We start from the raw sequence: 17504 nt of genomic DNA, 5'->3' as shown, positions 1-17504 counted from the left end.
CAATACAACACCAAGCGTCGCGGGATGGAGCAGTCCGGTAGCTCGTCAGGCTCATAACCTGAAGGTCGCAGGTTCAAATCCTGCTCCCGCAACCAGCTTTAGCGAAGACGCCGTATCCGAATAGGATGCGGCGTTTTTTGCATCTGCAAAGCTCAACAATCCCAACAGCTTGCCCTCTATCTCGGCCGTATGCCCAGCCGTCTCTTCGTGCCGGATGACAATGCGGTCGATCAGCCCGCCGAGGATCTCGGAGGCGCGATGGACCACTTCCGGGTCGGAGAGCGTGTCCGCCAGCGCATCCACCTGCGCGCGATAGAGCGCTGCCAGATCCTCCGGAATATCCAGGGTAGGAGCCTCGACGGCTGCCAACTCCGCTTCCAGCGCTTCCTTCTTCTCCTCGGCCGCCCCCAGCATCGCGTAGACGCTCTTCGTGGCCATGTCGTCTCGTATGGCACGCAGGGCACCGTCGATCGCCTTCTGCTCCTGTGCTATCGCCCTGCGGAGCGATGCCTGCTCGGTGTCGCGCTCCTTTCGTGCTTCGGCGACCCGGTCGAGAAACTGGCTCCGAAAACGCTCGACCGCTTCCGGCGTCATCAGCTCGTCCCGTAGTCCCGACAGCACCAGCGGCTGCAGCCTGTCGATGCGTAGGCCAGGCATTCCACGGCAGACGGCGGGGCCTTTCTCCTTGGCATTGGCGCAGTAATAGGCGCGGCTCTTTCCGGAGCCCGCGACCGTCATGTTGCCTCCACATTGCCCGCATCGCACGAGCCCGGACAACAAGTAGCGCTTGCGCCGGAGCGTAGATGGTGCGCCTTTCGACAAGGTGCGGCGCTGCCCAACCTGGCGCGCCTTCACCGCCTGCCATAGCTCCTCGTCTACGATCCGCAGATCCGGCACCTCAACCCGGATGATCTCTTCTTCGTCGCGACCGCGCGAGGCGCGCTGGTCCGTTTCCGGGTTCTTTCGATATTGCAACCGGTTCCAGACGCGGACGCCGGCATAGAGCTCGTTGTTCAGGATGCCGGTGCCGCGCTTGGCGTTGCCGTAGATCGTGTTGACCTTCCATTCCCGCCCGCGCGGGGAGGGGACGCCTTCCGCATTCAACTGATGGGCAATGGCGCGCGGGCTGTGACCTTCGCTGAACTCCCGGAAGATGCGGCGGACCACATCGGCCTGATGCTCGTCAGGCTCGAGCTCGCCAGTTTGGCGCAGACCCGTATTGGGGTCGATGGGGATGCGGTAGCCATAGCTCAAGCCCCCTGCAGAACGTCCGTCGGCAACGCGTCCTTGAAGGCCCCTGTGCGTCATCTGGGCGATGCGCTTCAGGTGCATTGCGTCCATCGTGCCCTTCATGCCGATGTGGAGTTCTTCGATGCGGCCCTCGGCGATGGTGTGGATCTCGACGCCGTTGAACTCGCACACCGCGAAGAGGTTCGCCGACAACTCCTGGCTTCGGTTGAGGCGGTCAAGCCCCTCGGACAGGACGACGTCTACGAGGCCGCTCTTCACGGCCTGCAGCATCTTCTTGTATCCGGGGCGCTCGCGCTTGGCCCCGGAGATGGCGGCGTCTTCGAAGACTTGCAGAACTTGCCATTCCTTTCTCTCGGCGAGCGCGGTGCAGTTCGCGATCTGGTCGCGCGTGGAGTTCACATTCTGCAGGTCAGTCGAAAACCGTGCGTAGATCACGGCGCGGCGGGGATTGGAGCGTAGGGAATCCATGTTCGCAGATTGATCCTCATAATTTGGCGATCTCAAGGCTTTCTCCGAAAAACAGTTCACGCCGCCTCAAAAACGCCTGGATCAAGCGGCACCCTGGCCAAGTCTGTTCCGAGGCGTCGCGGTCGTTCTTGCCCTCCCGGGCGGTGCGCTTCGCGGCGACTTCGGCAATCAGGTCGATCAGGTTTGCGAGGGCCATTGGTATCTCCTTCGGCTGTGGACACCGAATACCGACAGACCGGCGAGATCCGAGCCCTCGCGTGTGATCGTTGAGCCCGTGCAGGCAGGATCTGCACGGGCTTCTCTTTTGGCAGACGCGCCGACATCTGTAGCAGCAGAAGGATCGTCGGCGCGCCCTGACGCGGGTGTTCCGGCCCGCGTGTCTCATCAGGCCGCGGAGCGCAGCCCCTCCAGGGCCTTCTCTGCGCGCAGGATGTCGTGCACCGCCGACAGGGTGGCGTAGAGCTCGATCAGCACCGCCAGGGCGTTCGACAGGCGATCAGCCTCCGGTGTGAGGCGTTCTTGGCCCCAGGTCTTGTAGTCGGAGACGTTTTCCGGGCTATGGTCATAGCGGGTCTCGACGTAGGTGCCCTCGGCGATCTCGGCATCGAGGACTCCGACGAGCTCGTGCAGCATCGCCAGGATGCCCCTGTCGAAGATCTTGCCGGCCCGCAGCAGAGCGGCGAGCTTCTTGGCCTCCTGCTTCGGCTTCGGCGCGACGAGGTCGAGCACGTCCTGGTCGATCCCGGTGGCGGCGGCCCGCGCAAGCGGGAAGCACGATGCGGCCATTGCGGTGATCTCGGAGGCGGATTTGAATGGCATATCCATTGGTCTTTCCTTGTGTTGATTGAGGGGAGGAGCAGCGGCGAGAGCGCGGTTCCCTATCGGAAACCGCGGTCTTCGCGCGCCTGCTCTTCCCAGTAGTAGGCAGCAATGTCGGCTTCGGCCTGGATCCGTGCGCGGACGGCATTCATCCGCTCCAGAAGGGCTTCATCGAGGCGGCCGATGATATGCGGCCCCTTTGCCCGGCCGTGGAAGCCGCTGTGGTTCACGTGGACGATGATGCGCCGTGCGCAGACAAACCGCGTGGGCTTCGACAGTCCGGCCGTCGCGCGCGCGGCGGGTTGCTTCACGATGACCTCGTAGCCGCGGTTCGCGCGCGTATCGGCGGAGGTGCCGTAGGCGATCTCGACGAAGCGATCGTCGCCCTTGGTCAGCGTGTCGAGCACCAGGCAGGGGCGGCGCTTCGGCGCGCCGGGTTCGTCATCCTCTTCGGCGAGAGGAAAGCGGAACAGCACGACGTCGCCGCGCAGCAAATCCGCGCTGGTCGGAAACGGCGTGAAAGGCTGGGGATGATGATACATGAGGGCCTCCTGTGGCGTGGGAAAACGACGCCAGCGGGAAAGCCTATCTACTCAAGGCGGTGGTTCAGCTGCGCGTCACTACGACCGCGCAGCTGAACCACCACCAAATCGGAAGAGCGCCGAGAGGGGGGCCCTCTGGGCAAAATCTGCCCATGGAGGATCGGAGAACCACAGCCGGACGCAGAAGAAGAGGCATGCGCGCCACGAACGGCACCACAAAAGCGTCGTGAAACGGCCCAAAGCGGACGACCTTACCAGAGTAGCGCGCTGCGTCATACAGCCCAAGCCTGCCGATGCGACTGTCTAAAGCGCAAACTGGTTGATCTATTCAGGATACACCCAAGGAAAACATCCACCGCCTCGCACTAGAAGACGGCGCAGTTGCAGTAGCACACGGCACACCTTATCAGTTGTATTTGGGACATAAACAGGATGGCAAATGCCCTCGAAGCCGCGCGCAAGTAAATATATCAGCCTTAATGTGTTAAACGATCTTGGCTCACGATCCGCCCGCAGGCGGTTCATTTGGACGTTTATCATTCTGGCCGCTGTCACAGCTCTTTCCTATTGGTCTGCATCTCTGTTGGAGCCGGAGAATACATGGTCAAATTTCATTCGGTCCGTGTCATCCAACCTCTTTTCCGCAGCTCTAACTGTTCTGGTTGTCTACGGCGCATATATTTATTTTATCCGAGAGGACATCGAGAGACCGGAGATCGAAACGCTGCGACCTGGGGATATATCCGATGAGATAAAGGAACTGCCTGAAGATACGGCGTTCTACTTTCTTTGGGCGAGATCAGCGACATACTTCCGGGCTGAGACGCTTCAACGGTTGAGTGACAACGCGCGAAAGGCTCGGAAAACCATAGATGTCACTATTCTGCTGCCTGACCCTGAAATAAAAAAACTGTCCGAGGTCTATGAAGATATGGTAGGTATTCTGGGGGAGGATGACGGGAAAGACAAGCTATTCAAGAATGCAGTCGCCACCTCTGCGGCATGTGCCTTGGCTGCCGCGAACAATCGAAATCTCAAAGTTCGAGTTTGCTTATCAAACTTCATACCATCATTCCGGATAGATATGTCGGATCGAGGTGCAATCCTTACCGAAGACGACAAGTCTCTATATGCGCTAAAGTTTTCAAGACAGAGCCAATTTTTTGAAATGTTTCGCTCAATGATTATTGGTGAGGTGGAGCTATCTCGGGCAGTTGATTTGTCCGCCTACCAGTGGAAAAAGCACCGTGCCGGCGATGAAGACATTCCCGTAGAAGCGCTTCTCAGCTTTGGCTTCCCAGAAGATAGAGTCAGAGAGTATCGTGAGGAGATATTCTCTATAATCAAGCCGAAGGATCACCGCTACAAATGAAAGTTGAAAAGCGTCACATTCGGAGTTTTCGCGTTCACCCGCTTGGCTTTTACTATTTGGTTTTGTCCTCTGGCGAAGTGACCCGTCGTCTTCATGTTTATAGCGAAAATGCCGATTTCTCGGCAGATAACACGTGGCACACCCATGAGTTCGACTTGGACTCCAACGTTCTCGCTGGATCTATTAAGAACTATATAGCTGAGTTCGTTCCGGATAGAGAGGCAAACCTGAAGGAATTTTCGGTGACCTACGATGATGGTAGGTCGATACTGCATGAGACGGGGAGGCTTGGAGCAATATCAGAGGTGGTAAACTTTACCTGCGGTGCGGGGCAACACTACTTTATTAAGGCGGGAACGATACACCGCGCTAAAAATATTGATAGCCCGTGCGTGACTCATGTAAGAATGAGGCATCAAGGGCAGAAAATATTCAGCTACGGATCTGAGGAATCTCCATTCTTGCGGAGGCAGGTTAGTGATGCCGAGTCTTCTGAGGTATTCGAGATACTTCGTGAAAATGACTTAATTGCATTTTGATAGGCAGCCGGGTGCGATTTATTTTCATCGATCTGTCTCGAATGCTGCTTCTTGCCTTCGTGAACGTAGTTGCCAAATCTTGCTGTCGACACTTGGCTCATAGTCGCTAATCGTTCGTTGCGCAGCGAATGGCGGCTGTGAGTCACTTTCAGTCTCTCGCGACCTTTCCGATGCTGCGGCGTGGGACGCTTGATGCTGTAGACGACCCTGGGTCAAAAACCCATTTGAGCGTAGTAGGGATCCTTCTTGAGCGCAGGATGATCCACATGTAGGTTGGGAGCCAATGATGCGCTGCTGCCATTCTTCGCGGCTGCCAGTAGGATCAAGACCTTGGGAAAGAAGAGTGCCTGAGGAAAGGTGTGATTTGGAGCTTTGATGTAAGCTTTCAGCGATTGGCTAAAGCTTGTCGAGCTACTTACCGACAGTAGATACTCGTATACATCGTCGGCATCTGGCGAGTTCAGCTTGCGAATGAAGTCAAGATATTGACCCCATTCGGGTTCACCAATGAACAGAGACGTCAGCCCCGCAGCGGCCCGGCTGAGCCAGAAGTCGTCTGAAATTCGCTCGATATTGTTATCCAGAAGGCATTGTATTTGTGGGCGATCTAGAAAGCGAGCTGACACGAATATTGCACAGTGCAAGCCAATATCGCTCGTTGATGCGGCGTGTTTGCAGAATTCTTCCGCCCGAAGTGTGCATGCTTTGGTCTTGCGAAACTTGGTATGAAGCATGAAGCCCGCCACATCTACGTATGCAGCATCGTCAACGAACACGCCGCTTCTCACCATTGCGATCAATTTCTTGAGGACTGTATTTCCTCTACTCGTTCTGGAGAGGTATCGCAGTGCTGTTGGCCGCATTGAGGGATTATGCTCGACCTGCCAGAGGAGGTCCTCGTCACTGACGCTGCCACCTGCTTCGTAGATCAAAGTCAATACATGTTTATAGATCTTTGGGCCATTGCCCCTAACGAAACGCGATTTCTCGCTCGGACCGCCAGCAGAGGTCCGATCAAGCCAAGCCTCATATTTCGAGGTTAAGATCGCCTTGGCGAACTTTAAGAATCGTTTCTTCTCGATAAGCGCCTCTACCCGTGAGAGCGTTAAATTCTCCGAAATACAGAAATGAGCGAATGCCTCCTGCTGTGATAGTATTTGAGTCTTCGAGGAGTTGAGCCTGAGTTGGCGTGATTGTAGGATTAAATCAATATCTCGAACAATGACCTTTGCTTTCTCAACAGAACTCACGCCGATATCCATGTCGTCCATAAATCTGGCGTAGTTGGACACCGCTGAGTGCTCGCAAAGCTTGTCCACCTCGTAGAGCATAGCGTTCGCCAAAACACGTGTTGCTGATGTCTCAATTTGAGGCATGCCGACTTGTGTCAAAGGCATGAAATCTGGCGTCCATGTCAGGCGGTTCAGCACATGGATCAGCAAGTCGAGAATGGACTCGCGAATGTCTGCCAGAGAAGAGACGATGTTTCTAAGGTGCTGAAAGTTGATAAAGTCGTAGAAATTCGCGACGTCGGTTATTACGATGTAGTTGTTCTCCTTTGCAAAGCCAAAGATGCTCTTTTGAAACTTCTTCCAGCTTGCAAAAGATCCGTACTCGAAGTCGCTTTGCTTAAAACCCTTCGTGAATTTTCCATCATCGGGCTCGAAAAAAGCTGACTTGCTTGGAGCTTTATGCTTCAACTCAAAGTACACCGATCTGGAGAGCCTTTCCAGAACGAGTAGGTCTTTTGGGTGTATCAAAGTCATTTGTCGGCAAAGGCCGCGAGACTTCTCAGCCAGATACCTCTTTGGCATGCGTACGACATAGTTGCCCTCACTGACCTCCCTGTGTACGCGTTGAAGTAGACGGGTTATATCTTGGTCAATGTCTCTATATTCAACCGCGTCGAATATGAGCTGCTTCCGTATTTGCGGCTTCGTTCGCTTCTTCCACTCCTCCTTCAAGAGGCTTATGTCGAAGACGTCCTTGATATCACTTTGTAGAAACTGAAACTTCGGAGATTGCAAAACCAGCCTCGCACATTGGTCGCTTAGTTATCGGACTGAGTGGCCTCGCTGGCAAGGGGGACGCATCATGAGGTTTTGCTTTAGGACAGCGCGTCGACGTCGCAAATGCGACGAAGTGGTGTCCTCCGAGCAGGTCAGTTAGTGAACGGCTACATGCGGATCGCCGCCATCCGAGCGGACCGCCGCGAATGTCTGGAAACCCATCATCATTACCCCGACCGGCGCCGGTGATGAGAACGCTCCGAAAAGCGTTCTCTTCTCCGGCGCGGCGCGCCTCGCACTAACGGCCTCGGGGTGCAGGGGCGTGGCGAACGGCCCCTGCGAGCAGGCGGGGGTTCGGGGGAGGAGTGCGGAACGACGCTCCCCCGGGAGCAGGGGTTGCAAGGGGAGTGCGGAACGATGACCTTGCCGCCCTCCGCGCAGGAGTGCCCGCCGCACAGGTGCCCCCGGCGGGCGGGGTTCCGGGGCAGCGCCCCGGGCGAACGGCAGGCCGAACGCAGGCACCGCAGGTGCCGGAGTGCGGGCTGTTTAGTGAGTAATGACCCCACACATCCGTTCGTGGCTGCGTCTGGGCGATTTCTCCGGTGCGGGAAAACATCAACCCATTTTCTGACCTCAACGTTTGGAGGTCAGACATGGCAAGCAAGAAGCACCCGGTGGTTCTGCGGTTCGAGGGGATGGACCCGAGCGATATCGGTGGCTACGAGGCGCATCGCTATCGCAAGGGCGGCGACCTCGGACACATCGACCGGAACAAGCCCAAGCCCCGCCGCCTGATCGGCTCCGAGACCTGGGCGGAAGAGGCGCGTGCCGAGATCGAGCTGATGAAGGTCGAGACTTTCGCGGCTGAACTCGAGGACCTTGATCGGCGGAACCGTCGCAAGGATCTCAAGAAGCGGCGGACCGAAGGGCCCCGGGATCCCTGGCGAGCGTCGCGGCACGGACCGATGCGCGAACTCATCCTGACTGCCAACAAGGACTGGTTCGAGCAGACCGAGAGCAGCGACGTCGAGTTCAGCACCTCCCAAGAGGAGCTGTTCGAGGAGCGCGCCGTCGCCTGGCTGCGCGACAACTTCGGCGACGATGTGATCCATGCGCGCGCCGATCTCGACGAACAAGCCTATCATATCCACGCTGTCATCATGCCGCGCGCGACAGTCAAAAAATACGGGACCGAGTGCCGTGTTCTGCAGCCCTCGATCCATCCGCTTATCAAGGATTACGAGGCCGCGCAGGACAGCGTCGGCGAGTGGTTCAACGAAATCGGTCTGGTGCGCGGCGAGAAACGAAAGCAGGCCATCCGCGACGCGCTGAACGACGGTCGGACACCTCCGATCAATCCGCGGCATGTCCGACCCACAGAGTGGCGCGTGAAAGAGGAAAAGCGCCTCGCCGAGAAGGCCGCTGAAGTCGAGATCCGCGAGCGCGATCTCGTCGAACGCGAAGACGACGCGGCAACCGTCCTGGCCTTTGCCGACGCGGTGGCGGCGGGCGAGATCGACACCGACGGTCGCCCGGTCAAGACCGCCAAGGCAAACGGGAACCCCCAAACTCAACCATCGGTCAAGAAGGCAACTCTCGGATTTGCCTCCGCGCGCAAGGCCTTCCGGGCAGTGGCAAAGCGGCTCGGTGCGAGGGCCGAAGAGAAGGCGCGTCGCGAGGCCCAAGAGCACATCGCGTCCGAGGTCGCGGAGATCAGGGCGGCGGATGAGATCATCCTCGAGATCGCCCGCGCGTTCTCGCAAGACCAGCGGGAGCGGATCGCGCAGATCCGACGAACGCTGACCGCGAAGATCATGGCGCTCGATCCGCGGGTGAAGGGGCGTTCGAAGGGGCCGAACTCACGGTTCGAGGAGCCGCAGTGACGGCGCAAAGGCACGGATTCTTTCACATGAAAGGTCATGGATGCTGGGGGGTGAAAATATTCTCTCTCTATTACAAGCGTTTAGGCCGTCGGAATCCGCCGCAAGAGATTTTTCGCCTTCGGAAAATGGAGTCGGTCACCGGCTGCGACTCCATTTGTTGCGCAAGCCGGATGCGGCGGGCGATAAACCCAAGGCTCCGGTGACATCGCAACCGTTCAACCGGAGTATCTCAAATGAAGAAATCGCTGTCCCAGAAACCCGCCCGCAAGCCCCGCTCGTCGCAGTTCGCAATGACCCCCGCCATGGAGGCTCGCATGCAGAAGGCGATGGTCTCGATCGGCAACATCGCCGACAAGCAAGCCCGCAAGGACGACAAGATCCAGCGAGAGGCCCGCACGGCCATCGCTGAGACCTTCGACGCCTGGCTCGACTGGCTGGAAGAAACGGCGCCCGACCAGATCGAAGACGTCTTCTTCGAACTCGGCTGCTTCGCCACCGCCACCAACCGCCGCCGGATGTTCAAGCACGCCAAGGCGCCGGAAGGCGTCGCAGAGCGGGCGCAGGAGCAGGTCGATCAGTGGAAGGCTGAGGAAGAAGCAGCCAAGGCGGCCGCCGACGATGGCGCGCAATCAAAGTCCGATGCCGCCGAAAGCCAGGCGTGAAGGCTTCGCCCCGCGCGCAGAGCGCGCGCGGAGGCGCAGATCACCGTCTCACCTGCAAAATCGTTCGCCAAAGACCAAATCCTGCTCCCGCAACCAACGATACTTGCGATGCCTCCGCCGGTCCTGCCGCGGAGGTTTTTGCTTTTGTACCTCCCGCGCGCCGGGATCGTCTGCTGCGCCCTCCCGCAACCAAATAACGCCAACAAGCCGCGCCCAATATGGACGCGGCTTTTTGCGTTCTGGCTCGCCGACGGAAAAGAATGGGTGAAGCTTGTGCGAAACCTATGTTGACGAATGCGAATTCGCAAAAGCCCATTCTCCCGGTTGATAATTTCATTTTCTGGACAAGCCATAGAATACACGTACGTCAATTCAGGCAATGTGCAAATCGCAGAGCTTCAAGTGCCGAATGAACCGACCGTCAATGATCTGAAGCCCACGACATGGCTCCATGCAGGCCCGCTTAGAAATCTGAAAGAATGACAACATCGCACAGTAGTTTTTCGTTCAGGCACTCGGACAATCTTTTCAGCGATCGTGAACGACGAAATGCCTCATGCCGTCGATCTCCTTGGTTCGCCAGAGGGCGCAGCAGGCTTGGGCAGCCGTGCTGACAAGGACGGGCTAGAGGATGGTGGGGCGGACCCGGTTGCGGGTCGTTGCGGGTGGTTGCGCCCGGTGGAATTTATTTGCGCGCCGTTGCTACTGGCGCAGCTGGTGCGCGCTCCGGATGCCGAGCTTGGTCTTGACCGAGGACCAGACCTCGAAACTGCGCGATCGCTTCAGTCCCAGCGCGCTGCCGGCCTGTTCCACCGAATGCCCCTCGGCGATCCCGCCGTAAAGCGCGCGCTCCTGCCGGGTCAACGTGTCGAGATCCGGTCGCGCCTCGATCGCCGCGCGCGCCTCGGATCCCTTGGAGGTGCAGGTCAGTAGCCAGAGGCGCTCGCGTTTTCCGGCGAAGATCGGGTCGGGATCGAGCGGGGATGCGAGAAGCACGACGGGCGGCATCTCGGCGTCGTGGCGCAGGAATTCGTGCTGTTCCCATTGCTCGAGACCGATAATGTTGACCGCGTTGGCGAAGCTGATCTTGCGCTTGCTGCCGGACAGACGGATCGCACCGCTTTGCAGAAACGCGTCGAAATGCTCGTTGCTTTCCAGAAGCTCGCCATTCGCGCCGGCGATGCAGATCGGAGAGCCGGCCCCCGCCGCCCGTCCCATCAGGGCCGCGCTCGATTGCCGTGTCTTGGTCAGCGCCTGCGAGGTGACCCAGGCATTGCGGATCAGGTCGTAATACTCGTTGGCGAAGTCGAGCGCCCTGCGGGCTTCCGACGATGTCGGCGATTCGAGGAACAGGTTGATCGCGGTCCAGTACCCGGACATGCGGTCGAGTTCGAAAACGATCGTGTCGTTGAAACCGAGCTCGCTCAGCCACTCGAAGAAACGCTGATCCTCGACCGAGTCCTTCGGGCACACGGTGGACATCTGGACCGGGCGATGCGGGTAATAAGTGCGCTGGAATTCGGCCCACGGATCGATCGTGCGTAGGTTCGTCAGGTAATGCACGATCGCTTCCGTGGTGAAACCGCGGATGAGTGGGGAATGGAATTTTTCCTCGAGCTCGACATCGTTGACGATCTGGCATGTCTGCTTGTCGCGCAGCGTGATGATCGCGGCTTTGGCGCCGGTAATCCGCATGATCGTCTCGAGCACTTCACCCCATTTCTGGGGCTCCTTGATCGCCTCCATGAGCTTCAGCGGAAGGGTTTTGTCCCAAAAGGCCAGGTTCTCTTTGTTCACGAATTTCCCCCACAGATACCAGCGACCCGCACCGCGCCTTCAAAGAGGCCCTCGGCGCGGGGTTCGCGCATCATTCGCACTAATTTAGAGGCTTATCCCCTGCGCATTTGTGCATACAGACCAGAGGGTTGCAAGTATTGTGACTGCGATCTGCACCAATGGCCCGAGCCCCAAGTGAAATTGACCGGACTCAGGTCCGGGCACATTCGGATTCCGACCCGTTAACAGTGATCGCAGCAGGCGATTCCACGGTCGGGTGCTTCAGGTGGTCAGTTGCAAATTAGTGAGATTGAGCACCGCTGTCGGCCGGGAACCTGTACGCGGCGTATTGTGTGTCGCGCGGGCGGTCAGGTCATCTCCATCCAGGTGCCTGACCGCTTCGCTGCTGCTTGCGGGCGCCATGTCCGGAGCAGCCGCCCAGGTCACCTTCGACGAGGTCGACGCCGCCTTGTCCGCGCTGGAGCAATCCGTCGGCGTGACGGGTGGAGTCGCGGGGGGCGTGTCGGGCCCGGCTTCGATAAGTGGCAGTTCCGTGCCGCCGATTGCAGGAACGACGCCGCCGCCGGACGTGATCTCAGCCCTGGGCGGCTCTGAGGCCAACGAGGGAACCGGCGAAGGTGGCGTCGATTTCCTGCCGATCCTGACGGACCAGGCGTGCCCGGCTCGTCTGACCTCGCTGAACCAGCGCGGTCTGCGCCAGATTTCGCAAGTGGAGTAGAACGTACGCTCCGGTGGCGACGGCGCCGTCGCCAGCGCGGAGATCAGCCGGATCCGCCAGAAGGTCGATGTCGACAACCGGATCATAAAGGCCGTCGTGGGCGACCTGACGCACACGCGCGGGCTTTACGTTGGCGCGCTTGAGCAGACCCGTGCGGATATCGACAACTTCGTGGCGTCGATCCAGCAGTACCAGCCGCGCGTCACCTCGCCGCAGCAGACCTCGCTCATAGGCGCCGATGGTGGTCAGGTCGGCCGCGCGGTCGCCGGGCCGAAACCGCGTCGCATCCCGGCCCAGTGCATCGACGATCCCGACCATGTCGTAGCCGGGGGGTGAAGGGCGGCTTCGCGTTCACGTCCGGGTAAAGCCCGTTGCGGATCATCACGTCGGTGAAGGCGGCGCTGGTCACGAGGACCCGCACGCGGACCTCGTCCGCCGCGGGCACGGGCAGGTCGGTCACGGTTTCGAGCTTCAGTTCATCGGGGCCCCCGAAGGTGGTCAATCTGACACGGGTCCAGGACATCACGGTCCTCCTTGCAGGCTCAATGAGGGATGAAAGCGGCGATCTCGTCTGTCAGGGCGGTGTCACGGCCCAGCCAGATGTGACCGCCATCGGGAAAGATCGTCAGCCGCGCTCCGGGGATCCGCGCAGCCAGAAGCCGGGCGGTCTCGGCGGTTCCGAAGAGATCGTCCTCGCAGGACAGGATCAGGGTCGGCACCGTGATACGCGCGTAGTCGGTGGGTGAAGGCGTCCCCGCCCGTATCCCGTCGTTCCGCATCCCGGCCAGCTTGCGGCTGACGGGCATGATCTGATCGAGGATCGTCAGCGCCCGGCGGCGTTCGCTCGGCGCGACCCGGTCGAGCAGCGCCGGTTCCGTCGCCAGAAGGGTGCGGATCATCTGGCGCGGGGCCAGACGTGACAGGGCCCAGAACCAGGCATCCGAGCCCAACATGGCGGCCACCGCGAGGCGTTGCAGCGCGGTGAAGGCGACCGGATCGCGGTTCGTGAGATTCGCCGCTGGCACGATCAGGACGAGCTGCGCGCAGCGTTCGGGGTGACGCCGCGCGAATTCCGCAGCGGTCAGCGCCCCGGCTGACCCTCCCGCGACGGCAAGTCGCCCGATGCCCAGATGATCCAGCAGATCGACCAGGGCATCGGCCTGATGCGCGGGCGAGGCATCTTCGGGATAGGCGCTGCCCAGATATCCGAAGCGCGACGGCGCGACGATGCGGAACCCGCGGGCCCGCAGGCCGGATGCGAAAAGCAGGCCCTGATCGAAGCCGCCACCGGTTCCGTGGATCATCATCAGGGGCGGCCCGTGCCCGGCAACGGCGTATTCCATCGCGCCCGCGCGCGTCTGGATCACGTCGCTCTGCCCGAAAAGGCGCGTGTCGGTCTGGGCACGCGCCTCGCGGAAGGCACCGGTGGCGTAGCCCGCGCCGCCCAGTGCAAGCGCACCCAGCCCGAACAGCAGGCCGCGCCGGGTGCTCATGATCGCGGACGGGACGGGATCACGTCCGTCACGGCGCCTGCGCGCGAGAACATCGCGTCGCGCTGCCACCAGACGATGCCGGCGGTGACGGCCACGAGGATCCACGTGTCCCAGGGCCGCGCATCGGGCCAAAACGGGTTGATGAGCTGCCAGTGAAACAGCATCGGCAGTAGCAGGCTGCCGCGTGCGCTGTTGAAGATCGGTGTGACGAGGATGGCCAGGGTGACGTTGCCGATGAAGAAGGGCAGAAAGCGCCATTCGGCGAAGACCACGCCCGCGAGGTAGAAGGCCGGAAGGTGCCAGATGCCCCAGGCCGCACCGATGATGGCTCCGGCCCAGAACGGCGCCACGTGGCGCTGCAGAAGGGGCTGGGCGACTCCGCGCCAGCCGAATTCCTCCATCGGGCCGAGAAACAGCATCATGATCATCAAGGCAAAAAGCGGCCCGGCCCCTTCGGGCGGCAGGGGCGTCAGCAGCGGCCCGCCCTTGATGAGCGACCCGGCCATGAACACGAGCGGGATGCCGATCAGGATGAAGGCCCACCAGACCGGGTCGCAACGCCAGTAGAGCAGCCGGGAGAGGAAAGCGCGCAGACCGCGCAGGTCGCCGAAGCCCAGCACGAGCAGACATCCGGCGATCCCCGGCGCCCATGTGGCCAGGAAATAGAGCGGATGGCTGCCGCTGATCGCGCCGAAGGTCCCGGCGGCGCGCTCCGGGAAGTAGATGTAGCCGCCGATCACGCCCCAGGTGACGCCGAAGGTCAGCAGGACGAAGAGCAAGAGCGCACGGGATGGCAGCGAGGGCTTCGGCGTGCCTGCGAGGGAAGACATGGCGTGATTTCTCCGGACACCGATCTTGATCGGCGATCGCGCGGAGCTTCCTCCGAATCGCGCGCGGTTTCGCTGATTGAGATCAAATGCAAGGGAATGCTTGGATGCCGGTCCGGAGTTCCGGGGCAGAGCGGTGGGCGGCCAAGGCTGCGGGCCGCGCGGGATGTCGAACGGCATCCGAGCAAGCGAGAGGCGGCGCCCAGTCTGCTCATTGCCCGCGTCAATTGCAGGCCGAAATCCCTACGAACCGTGCCGCCGGGCCCCTCAGGGCAGCACCGGCTCCTGTCCCATCTCGAGATGCAGGTTCGTGCCCGTATAAGGCGACGCGGCAATCGCCGCATCGTCGAGGTCGATCCCCAGCCCCGGCGCGTCGGGCGGGATCACGTAGCCGTCCTCCCACCGGATGCCGCTCGTCACGCAGGACATGTAGGGCCCCTCGAACCGCCCGATCGATTCGAGGATCAGGAAATTCGGCGAGCAGGCCGCGATCTGGATATTGGCGGCGGCCACCACGGGCCCGCAATAAAGATGCGGCGCGATCTGCGCCTGACGGGTTTCGGCCATCCCGGCGATCTTCTTGGCCTCGAGCAGCCCGCCGACCCGTCCGAGATTCATCTGCAGGATCGAGGCCGCGCCGGTCTCCAGCAGCCGGGCGAATTCGTGCTTGGTGCAGAGGCGTTCCCCCGCGGCGATGGGGATCGAGGTGAAGCGCGCGATCTCCGCCATGTCAGCGGGGTTCTCGGGCGTCGTCGGCTCCTCGAACCAGAGGGGCTCAAAAGGTTCCAGCCGGCGCGCCATCCGCTTGGCACCGGAGACGGTGAATTGCCCGTGCGTGCCGAAGAGCAGATCCGCGCGGTCGCCCACCGCCTCGCGGATCCGCTTGCAGAACATCTCCGAGCGGTCGAGATGGGCAAGCCGCGGCTGGCGGCCGTCATGGATCGTGTAGGGCCCCGCCGGATCGAACTTGATCGCGGTGAACCCCGCCTCGACCATGCGCAGCGCCTGCGCGGCGGCAAGGTCGGGATCGTCGTAGACGCTGGGCGCGCCGGGCGCGGGATAGACGTCGCCCTCGGGCGGATAAAGGTAGGTATAGCTGCGCAGGCGCGCATGCACCTTGCCGCCCATGAGCTGGTGAACCGGCTGATCGGCAGCCTTGCCGATGATGTCCCAGCAGGCCATCTCGAGCCCGCTGAAAACCCCCATGACGGTGGGGTCCGGCCGCTGGCTGAACCCCGCCCCGTGGCTTTGCCGCCAGAGCTGTTCGATGCGGTGCGGATCGGCCCCGTCGAAGTGGCGGGCGAACATGTCCTCGGCCATGGCGGCGACGAGGTCGGGGCCGAAACTGGCGCAGTAGATCTCGCCCACGCCAGTGATGCCGCAGGCCGTGCGCAGCCGGACGAAGATGAAATAGCGCCCACCATGGCGCGGCGGCGGGTTGCCGAAGACGAAGGTCTCGATGTGATCAAGGTGCATGGGCGAGCCGCCTGTCATGGGCGCCCGTCGCGGCGTCTTCGAGGATCATCTCGCCCGCGCGGCAGCCCAGCATCATGGTCGGGGCATTGGTGTTGCCCGAGGTGACATTCGGGAAGGCGGCGCTGTCGACGACCCGCAGACCCGCGATCCCGTGGACCCTGAGCCGCGCATCGAGCACCGAGGTCGCGGCGTCCGGTCCCATGCGGCAGGTCGATGTGGGGTGGAACACGGTCGAGGCCCGGGCCCGGAAATCCGCCATCCGCGCCTCCGGGTCGGTCAGCTCGGCCGCGGGTTCCAGACGCCGCTCCGTCACGTCCCGCAGCACCGGGGCCTGCGCCAGCCGGTCGATGATCGCGACAGAGCGTGCCGCACCGGCCCGGTCATGATCCGTCGCCAGCGTATTCGGCCGTATCGACGGGGCCTCCATCGGATCGGCGGAGCGGATCGCCACCTCACCCCGGCTCGTCGGACGGCAAAGCTGCGCGCTCAGCAGGAAGCCCGGCTCGTGATCGAGGACGGGGCGGCCTTTCGGACCGCTCCAGTAGGACAGCGGGTTGCAATAGATCTGGATGTCCGGCTCGGGCTGATCCGGATCGCTGCGGACATAGCCGCCGACTTGGTTCACCGGCACGCAAAGCGGGCCGCGGCGGGTCAGCGCGTAGCGAATGCCCGCGGAAACACGCGGCACCACGCGCCCAAGGATGTTGTTGAGCGTCGGCGCCGTGGCACGAAAGACGTGGGAAATGGCGATATGGTCCTGCAGCCCGCGCCCCACTTCGGGCAGCGCATGCAGCACGTCGATGCCATGTTGCCGCAAAAGCACGGCGGGTCCGATCCCCGACAATTGCAGCAGCTTCGGGGAATTGATCGCACCGGCGGATAGGATCACTTCGCGCGCCGCTTCCACGTCGAAGGTCTCTCCGCGGGCCGAAAAGCGCACGCCTGTGGCCCGCCTTCCAGAGACCGTGACACGGCGTACCATCGCGCCGGTCACGACGCGCAGGTTGCCGCGGCGGCGCGCGGGCGCGAGAAACGCATCGGCGGCGGAGCATCGCATGCCGCCGCGCACGGTGCTTCGGTAATAGCCGACCGCCTCGCCGGTCGCGGTGCTGAGGTTGTCGCGGCGCGCCCAGCCGCAGGCCTCGGCGGCGGCGAGAAAGCGTTCCGAGAACGGGTTCATCTGGTCGCTGAGATCGCTGACGGGCAGCAACCCTTCGCCCTCGGGCCGGGCGGAATCGGTGCCATCGCGGTCCAGGTGCCGCTCCATCCGGTCGAAGGCGGGCTGCACGTCCCGCCAGGCCCAGCCGGATGCGCCCGCCGCGTCCCAATCGTCGAAATCGCGGGGCAGGCCGCGCATGTAGGCCATCGCGTTGATCGAGCTCGATCCGCCGATGACCTTCCCCCGCGGCCAGTAGATCGCGCGTCCGTCGAGGCCCGGATCGGGTTCGGCATGGTAGCCCCAGTTCAGCTGGGGATTGGCGAAATTGACGCCGTAGCCGACAGGCACCTTGATCCAGAACTTGCGGTCCGTCCCGCCGGCTTCGAGCAGGAGAACGCGGATACGCGCATCGCGGGTCAGCCTCTCGACCAGCGCACAGCCCGCGGAACCGGCGCCCACCACGATGTAGTCATAGGTTTGCAGGTCCAT

16 protein-coding genes, 1 tRNA gene and 1 pseudogene are annotated in these 17504 nt (G+C 61.5%); 8 read left to right on the top strand and 10 right to left on the bottom strand.

Annotation, left to right across the window (positions count from 1 at the left end):
* The first annotated feature begins 18 nt into the window (after positions 1-18).
* Together BW990_RS10450 and BW990_RS22235 are read left to right on the top strand one after the other, a co-directional pair.
* Positions 19-95 (top strand) — tRNA-Met (locus BW990_RS10450).
* A gap of 94 nt (positions 96-189) precedes the next feature.
* Positions 190-609 carry a hypothetical protein gene (locus BW990_RS22235; RefSeq protein ID WP_083950544.1) on the top strand — a complete coding sequence of 140 codons (420 nt, stop codon included), beginning with the start codon at positions 190-192 and terminating at the stop codon, positions 607-609.
* A gap of 9 nt (positions 610-618) precedes the next feature.
* On the opposite strand, the pseudogene BW990_RS22540 reads toward BW990_RS22235, so the two are convergent.
* The 4 genes and pseudogenes from BW990_RS22540 to BW990_RS10430 form a co-directional block, all read right to left on the bottom strand.
* Positions 619-1719: pseudogene (locus BW990_RS22540) on the bottom strand (recombinase family protein); the annotation flags it as partial.
* 16 nt (positions 1720-1735) lie between these two features.
* Entirely contained in the window at positions 1736-1915 is a 180-nt protein-coding gene (locus tag BW990_RS10440) for a hypothetical protein (RefSeq protein WP_076447964.1), read from the bottom strand.
* A 188-nt stretch (positions 1916-2103) separates the two neighbouring features.
* Entirely contained in the window at positions 2104-2544 is a 441-nt protein-coding gene (locus BW990_RS10435) for a hypothetical protein (protein ID WP_043146159.1), read from the bottom strand.
* A gap of 53 nt (positions 2545-2597) precedes the next feature.
* A complete protein-coding gene (locus BW990_RS10430; protein ID WP_076447963.1) occupies positions 2598-3080 on the bottom strand; it encodes a hypothetical protein in 483 nt (160 codons plus the stop codon).
* Between the two features lie 439 nt (positions 3081-3519).
* Between BW990_RS10430 and BW990_RS10425 the strand changes: the two genes are divergently transcribed.
* Together BW990_RS10425 and BW990_RS21315 are read left to right on the top strand one after the other, a co-directional pair.
* A complete protein-coding gene (locus BW990_RS10425; protein ID WP_076447962.1) occupies positions 3520-4452 on the top strand; it encodes a hypothetical protein in 933 nt (310 codons plus the stop codon).
* A complete protein-coding gene (locus tag BW990_RS21315; RefSeq protein ID WP_143526140.1) occupies positions 4449-4991 on the top strand; it encodes a hypothetical protein in 543 nt (180 codons plus the stop codon). The genes BW990_RS10425 and BW990_RS21315 overlap by 4 nt, the downstream gene beginning before the upstream one ends.
* A 212-nt stretch (positions 4992-5203) precedes the next feature.
* Here BW990_RS21315 and BW990_RS10420 read toward each other — a convergent pair whose 3' ends face one another.
* Entirely contained in the window at positions 5204-6757 is a 1554-nt protein-coding gene (locus BW990_RS10420; protein WP_159441625.1) for an RNA-directed DNA polymerase, read from the bottom strand.
* 845 nt (positions 6758-7602) lie between these two features.
* Between BW990_RS10420 and BW990_RS10415 the strand changes: the two genes are divergently transcribed.
* On the top strand, positions 7603-8883 hold the full coding sequence (locus BW990_RS10415) for a plasmid recombination protein (protein WP_234990211.1): 1281 nt from the start codon (positions 7603-7605) through the stop codon (positions 8881-8883).
* Between the two features lie 233 nt (positions 8884-9116).
* A complete protein-coding gene (locus tag BW990_RS10410; RefSeq protein ID WP_076447959.1) occupies positions 9117-9545 on the top strand; it encodes a hypothetical protein in 429 nt (142 codons plus the stop codon).
* 702 nt (positions 9546-10247) lie between these two features.
* Here the strand turns inward: BW990_RS10410 and BW990_RS10400 are convergent.
* Positions 10248-11342, bottom strand: a complete 1095-nt coding sequence (locus tag BW990_RS10400) for a hypothetical protein (RefSeq protein ID WP_076447955.1) — start codon at positions 11340-11342, stop codon at positions 10248-10250.
* 400 nt (positions 11343-11742) lie between these two features.
* On the opposite strand from BW990_RS10400, the gene BW990_RS21310 reads away from it, so the two are divergent.
* Together BW990_RS21310 and BW990_RS21305 are read left to right on the top strand one after the other, a co-directional pair.
* Entirely contained in the window at positions 11743-12060 is a 318-nt protein-coding gene (locus BW990_RS21310) for a hypothetical protein (protein WP_143526137.1), read from the top strand.
* A 96-nt stretch (positions 12061-12156) separates the two neighbouring features.
* Positions 12157-12396 (top strand): hypothetical protein, encoded by a 240-nt coding sequence (locus BW990_RS21305; protein ID WP_143526136.1) that lies wholly within the window; start codon positions 12157-12159, stop codon positions 12394-12396.
* 206 nt (positions 12397-12602) lie between these two features.
* Here the strand turns inward: BW990_RS21305 and BW990_RS10390 are convergent, their stop codons facing one another.
* The 4 genes from BW990_RS10390 to BW990_RS10375 all read right to left on the bottom strand — a co-directional run bounded on the left by BW990_RS10390 (position 12603) and on the right by BW990_RS10375 (position 17504).
* Positions 12603-13553: an alpha/beta fold hydrolase gene (locus BW990_RS10390; protein ID WP_076447950.1), complete on the bottom strand. Its 951-nt coding sequence runs from the start codon at positions 13551-13553 to the stop codon at positions 12603-12605.
* Complete coding sequence (locus BW990_RS10385; RefSeq protein WP_076447948.1) at positions 13550-14383, bottom strand: CPBP family intramembrane glutamic endopeptidase; 834 nt, start codon at positions 14381-14383, stop codon at positions 13550-13552. The genes BW990_RS10390 and BW990_RS10385 overlap by 4 nt, the downstream gene beginning before the upstream one ends.
* A gap of 264 nt (positions 14384-14647) precedes the next feature.
* The gene (locus tag BW990_RS10380) at positions 14648-15856 is read right to left on the bottom strand and encodes a mandelate racemase/muconate lactonizing enzyme family protein (protein ID WP_076447946.1); all 1209 of its coding nucleotides are present in this window, start codon (positions 15854-15856) and stop codon (positions 14648-14650) included.
* A complete protein-coding gene (locus tag BW990_RS10375; RefSeq protein WP_076447944.1) occupies positions 15846-17504 on the bottom strand; it encodes a GMC family oxidoreductase in 1659 nt (552 codons plus the stop codon). Before BW990_RS10375 ends, BW990_RS10380 begins: the two co-directional genes overlap by 11 nt.

The sequence above is a fragment of the Roseivivax lentus genome, assembly GCF_900156805.1.
Lineage (GTDB): Bacteria > Pseudomonadota > Alphaproteobacteria > Rhodobacterales > Rhodobacteraceae > Roseivivax > Roseivivax lentus.
Note: the sequence above shows the minus strand (reverse complement) of the source record. Positions and strands in the feature narration are given on the sequence as shown.

Excerpts from the sequence above, each read along its gene's own strand:
- BW990_RS10440 (WP_076447964.1), bottom strand. The coding sequence starts at position 1,915 with ATGGCCCTCGCAAACCTGATCGACCTGATTGCCGAAGTCGCCGCGAAG.
- BW990_RS10375 (WP_076447944.1), bottom strand. The coding sequence starts at position 17,504 with ATGGACCTGCAAACCTATGACTACATCGTGGTGGGCGCCGGTTCCGCG.
- BW990_RS21315 (WP_143526140.1), top strand. The coding sequence starts at position 4,449 with ATGAAAGTTGAAAAGCGTCACATTCGGAGTTTTCGCGTTCACCCGCTT.
- BW990_RS21310 (WP_143526137.1), top strand. The coding sequence starts at position 11,743 with ATGTCCGGAGCAGCCGCCCAGGTCACCTTCGACGAGGTCGACGCCGCC.
- BW990_RS10390 (WP_076447950.1), bottom strand. The coding sequence starts at position 13,553 with ATGAGCACCCGGCGCGGCCTGCTGTTCGGGCTGGGTGCGCTTGCACTG.
- BW990_RS10380 (WP_076447946.1), bottom strand. The coding sequence starts at position 15,856 with ATGCACCTTGATCACATCGAGACCTTCGTCTTCGGCAACCCGCCGCCG.
- BW990_RS10420 (WP_159441625.1), bottom strand. The coding sequence starts at position 6,757 with ATGACTTTGATACACCCAAAAGACCTACTCGTTCTGGAAAGGCTCTCC.
- BW990_RS22235 (WP_083950544.1), top strand. The coding sequence starts at position 190 with ATGCCCAGCCGTCTCTTCGTGCCGGATGACAATGCGGTCGATCAGCCC.
- BW990_RS10385 (WP_076447948.1), bottom strand. The coding sequence starts at position 14,383 with ATGTCTTCCCTCGCAGGCACGCCGAAGCCCTCGCTGCCATCCCGTGCG.
- BW990_RS10430 (WP_076447963.1), bottom strand. The coding sequence starts at position 3,080 with ATGTATCATCATCCCCAGCCTTTCACGCCGTTTCCGACCAGCGCGGAT.
- BW990_RS10410 (WP_076447959.1), top strand. The coding sequence starts at position 9,117 with ATGAAGAAATCGCTGTCCCAGAAACCCGCCCGCAAGCCCCGCTCGTCG.
- BW990_RS10425 (WP_076447962.1), top strand. The coding sequence starts at position 3,520 with ATGCCCTCGAAGCCGCGCGCAAGTAAATATATCAGCCTTAATGTGTTA.
- BW990_RS10435 (WP_043146159.1), bottom strand. The coding sequence starts at position 2,544 with ATGGATATGCCATTCAAATCCGCCTCCGAGATCACCGCAATGGCCGCA.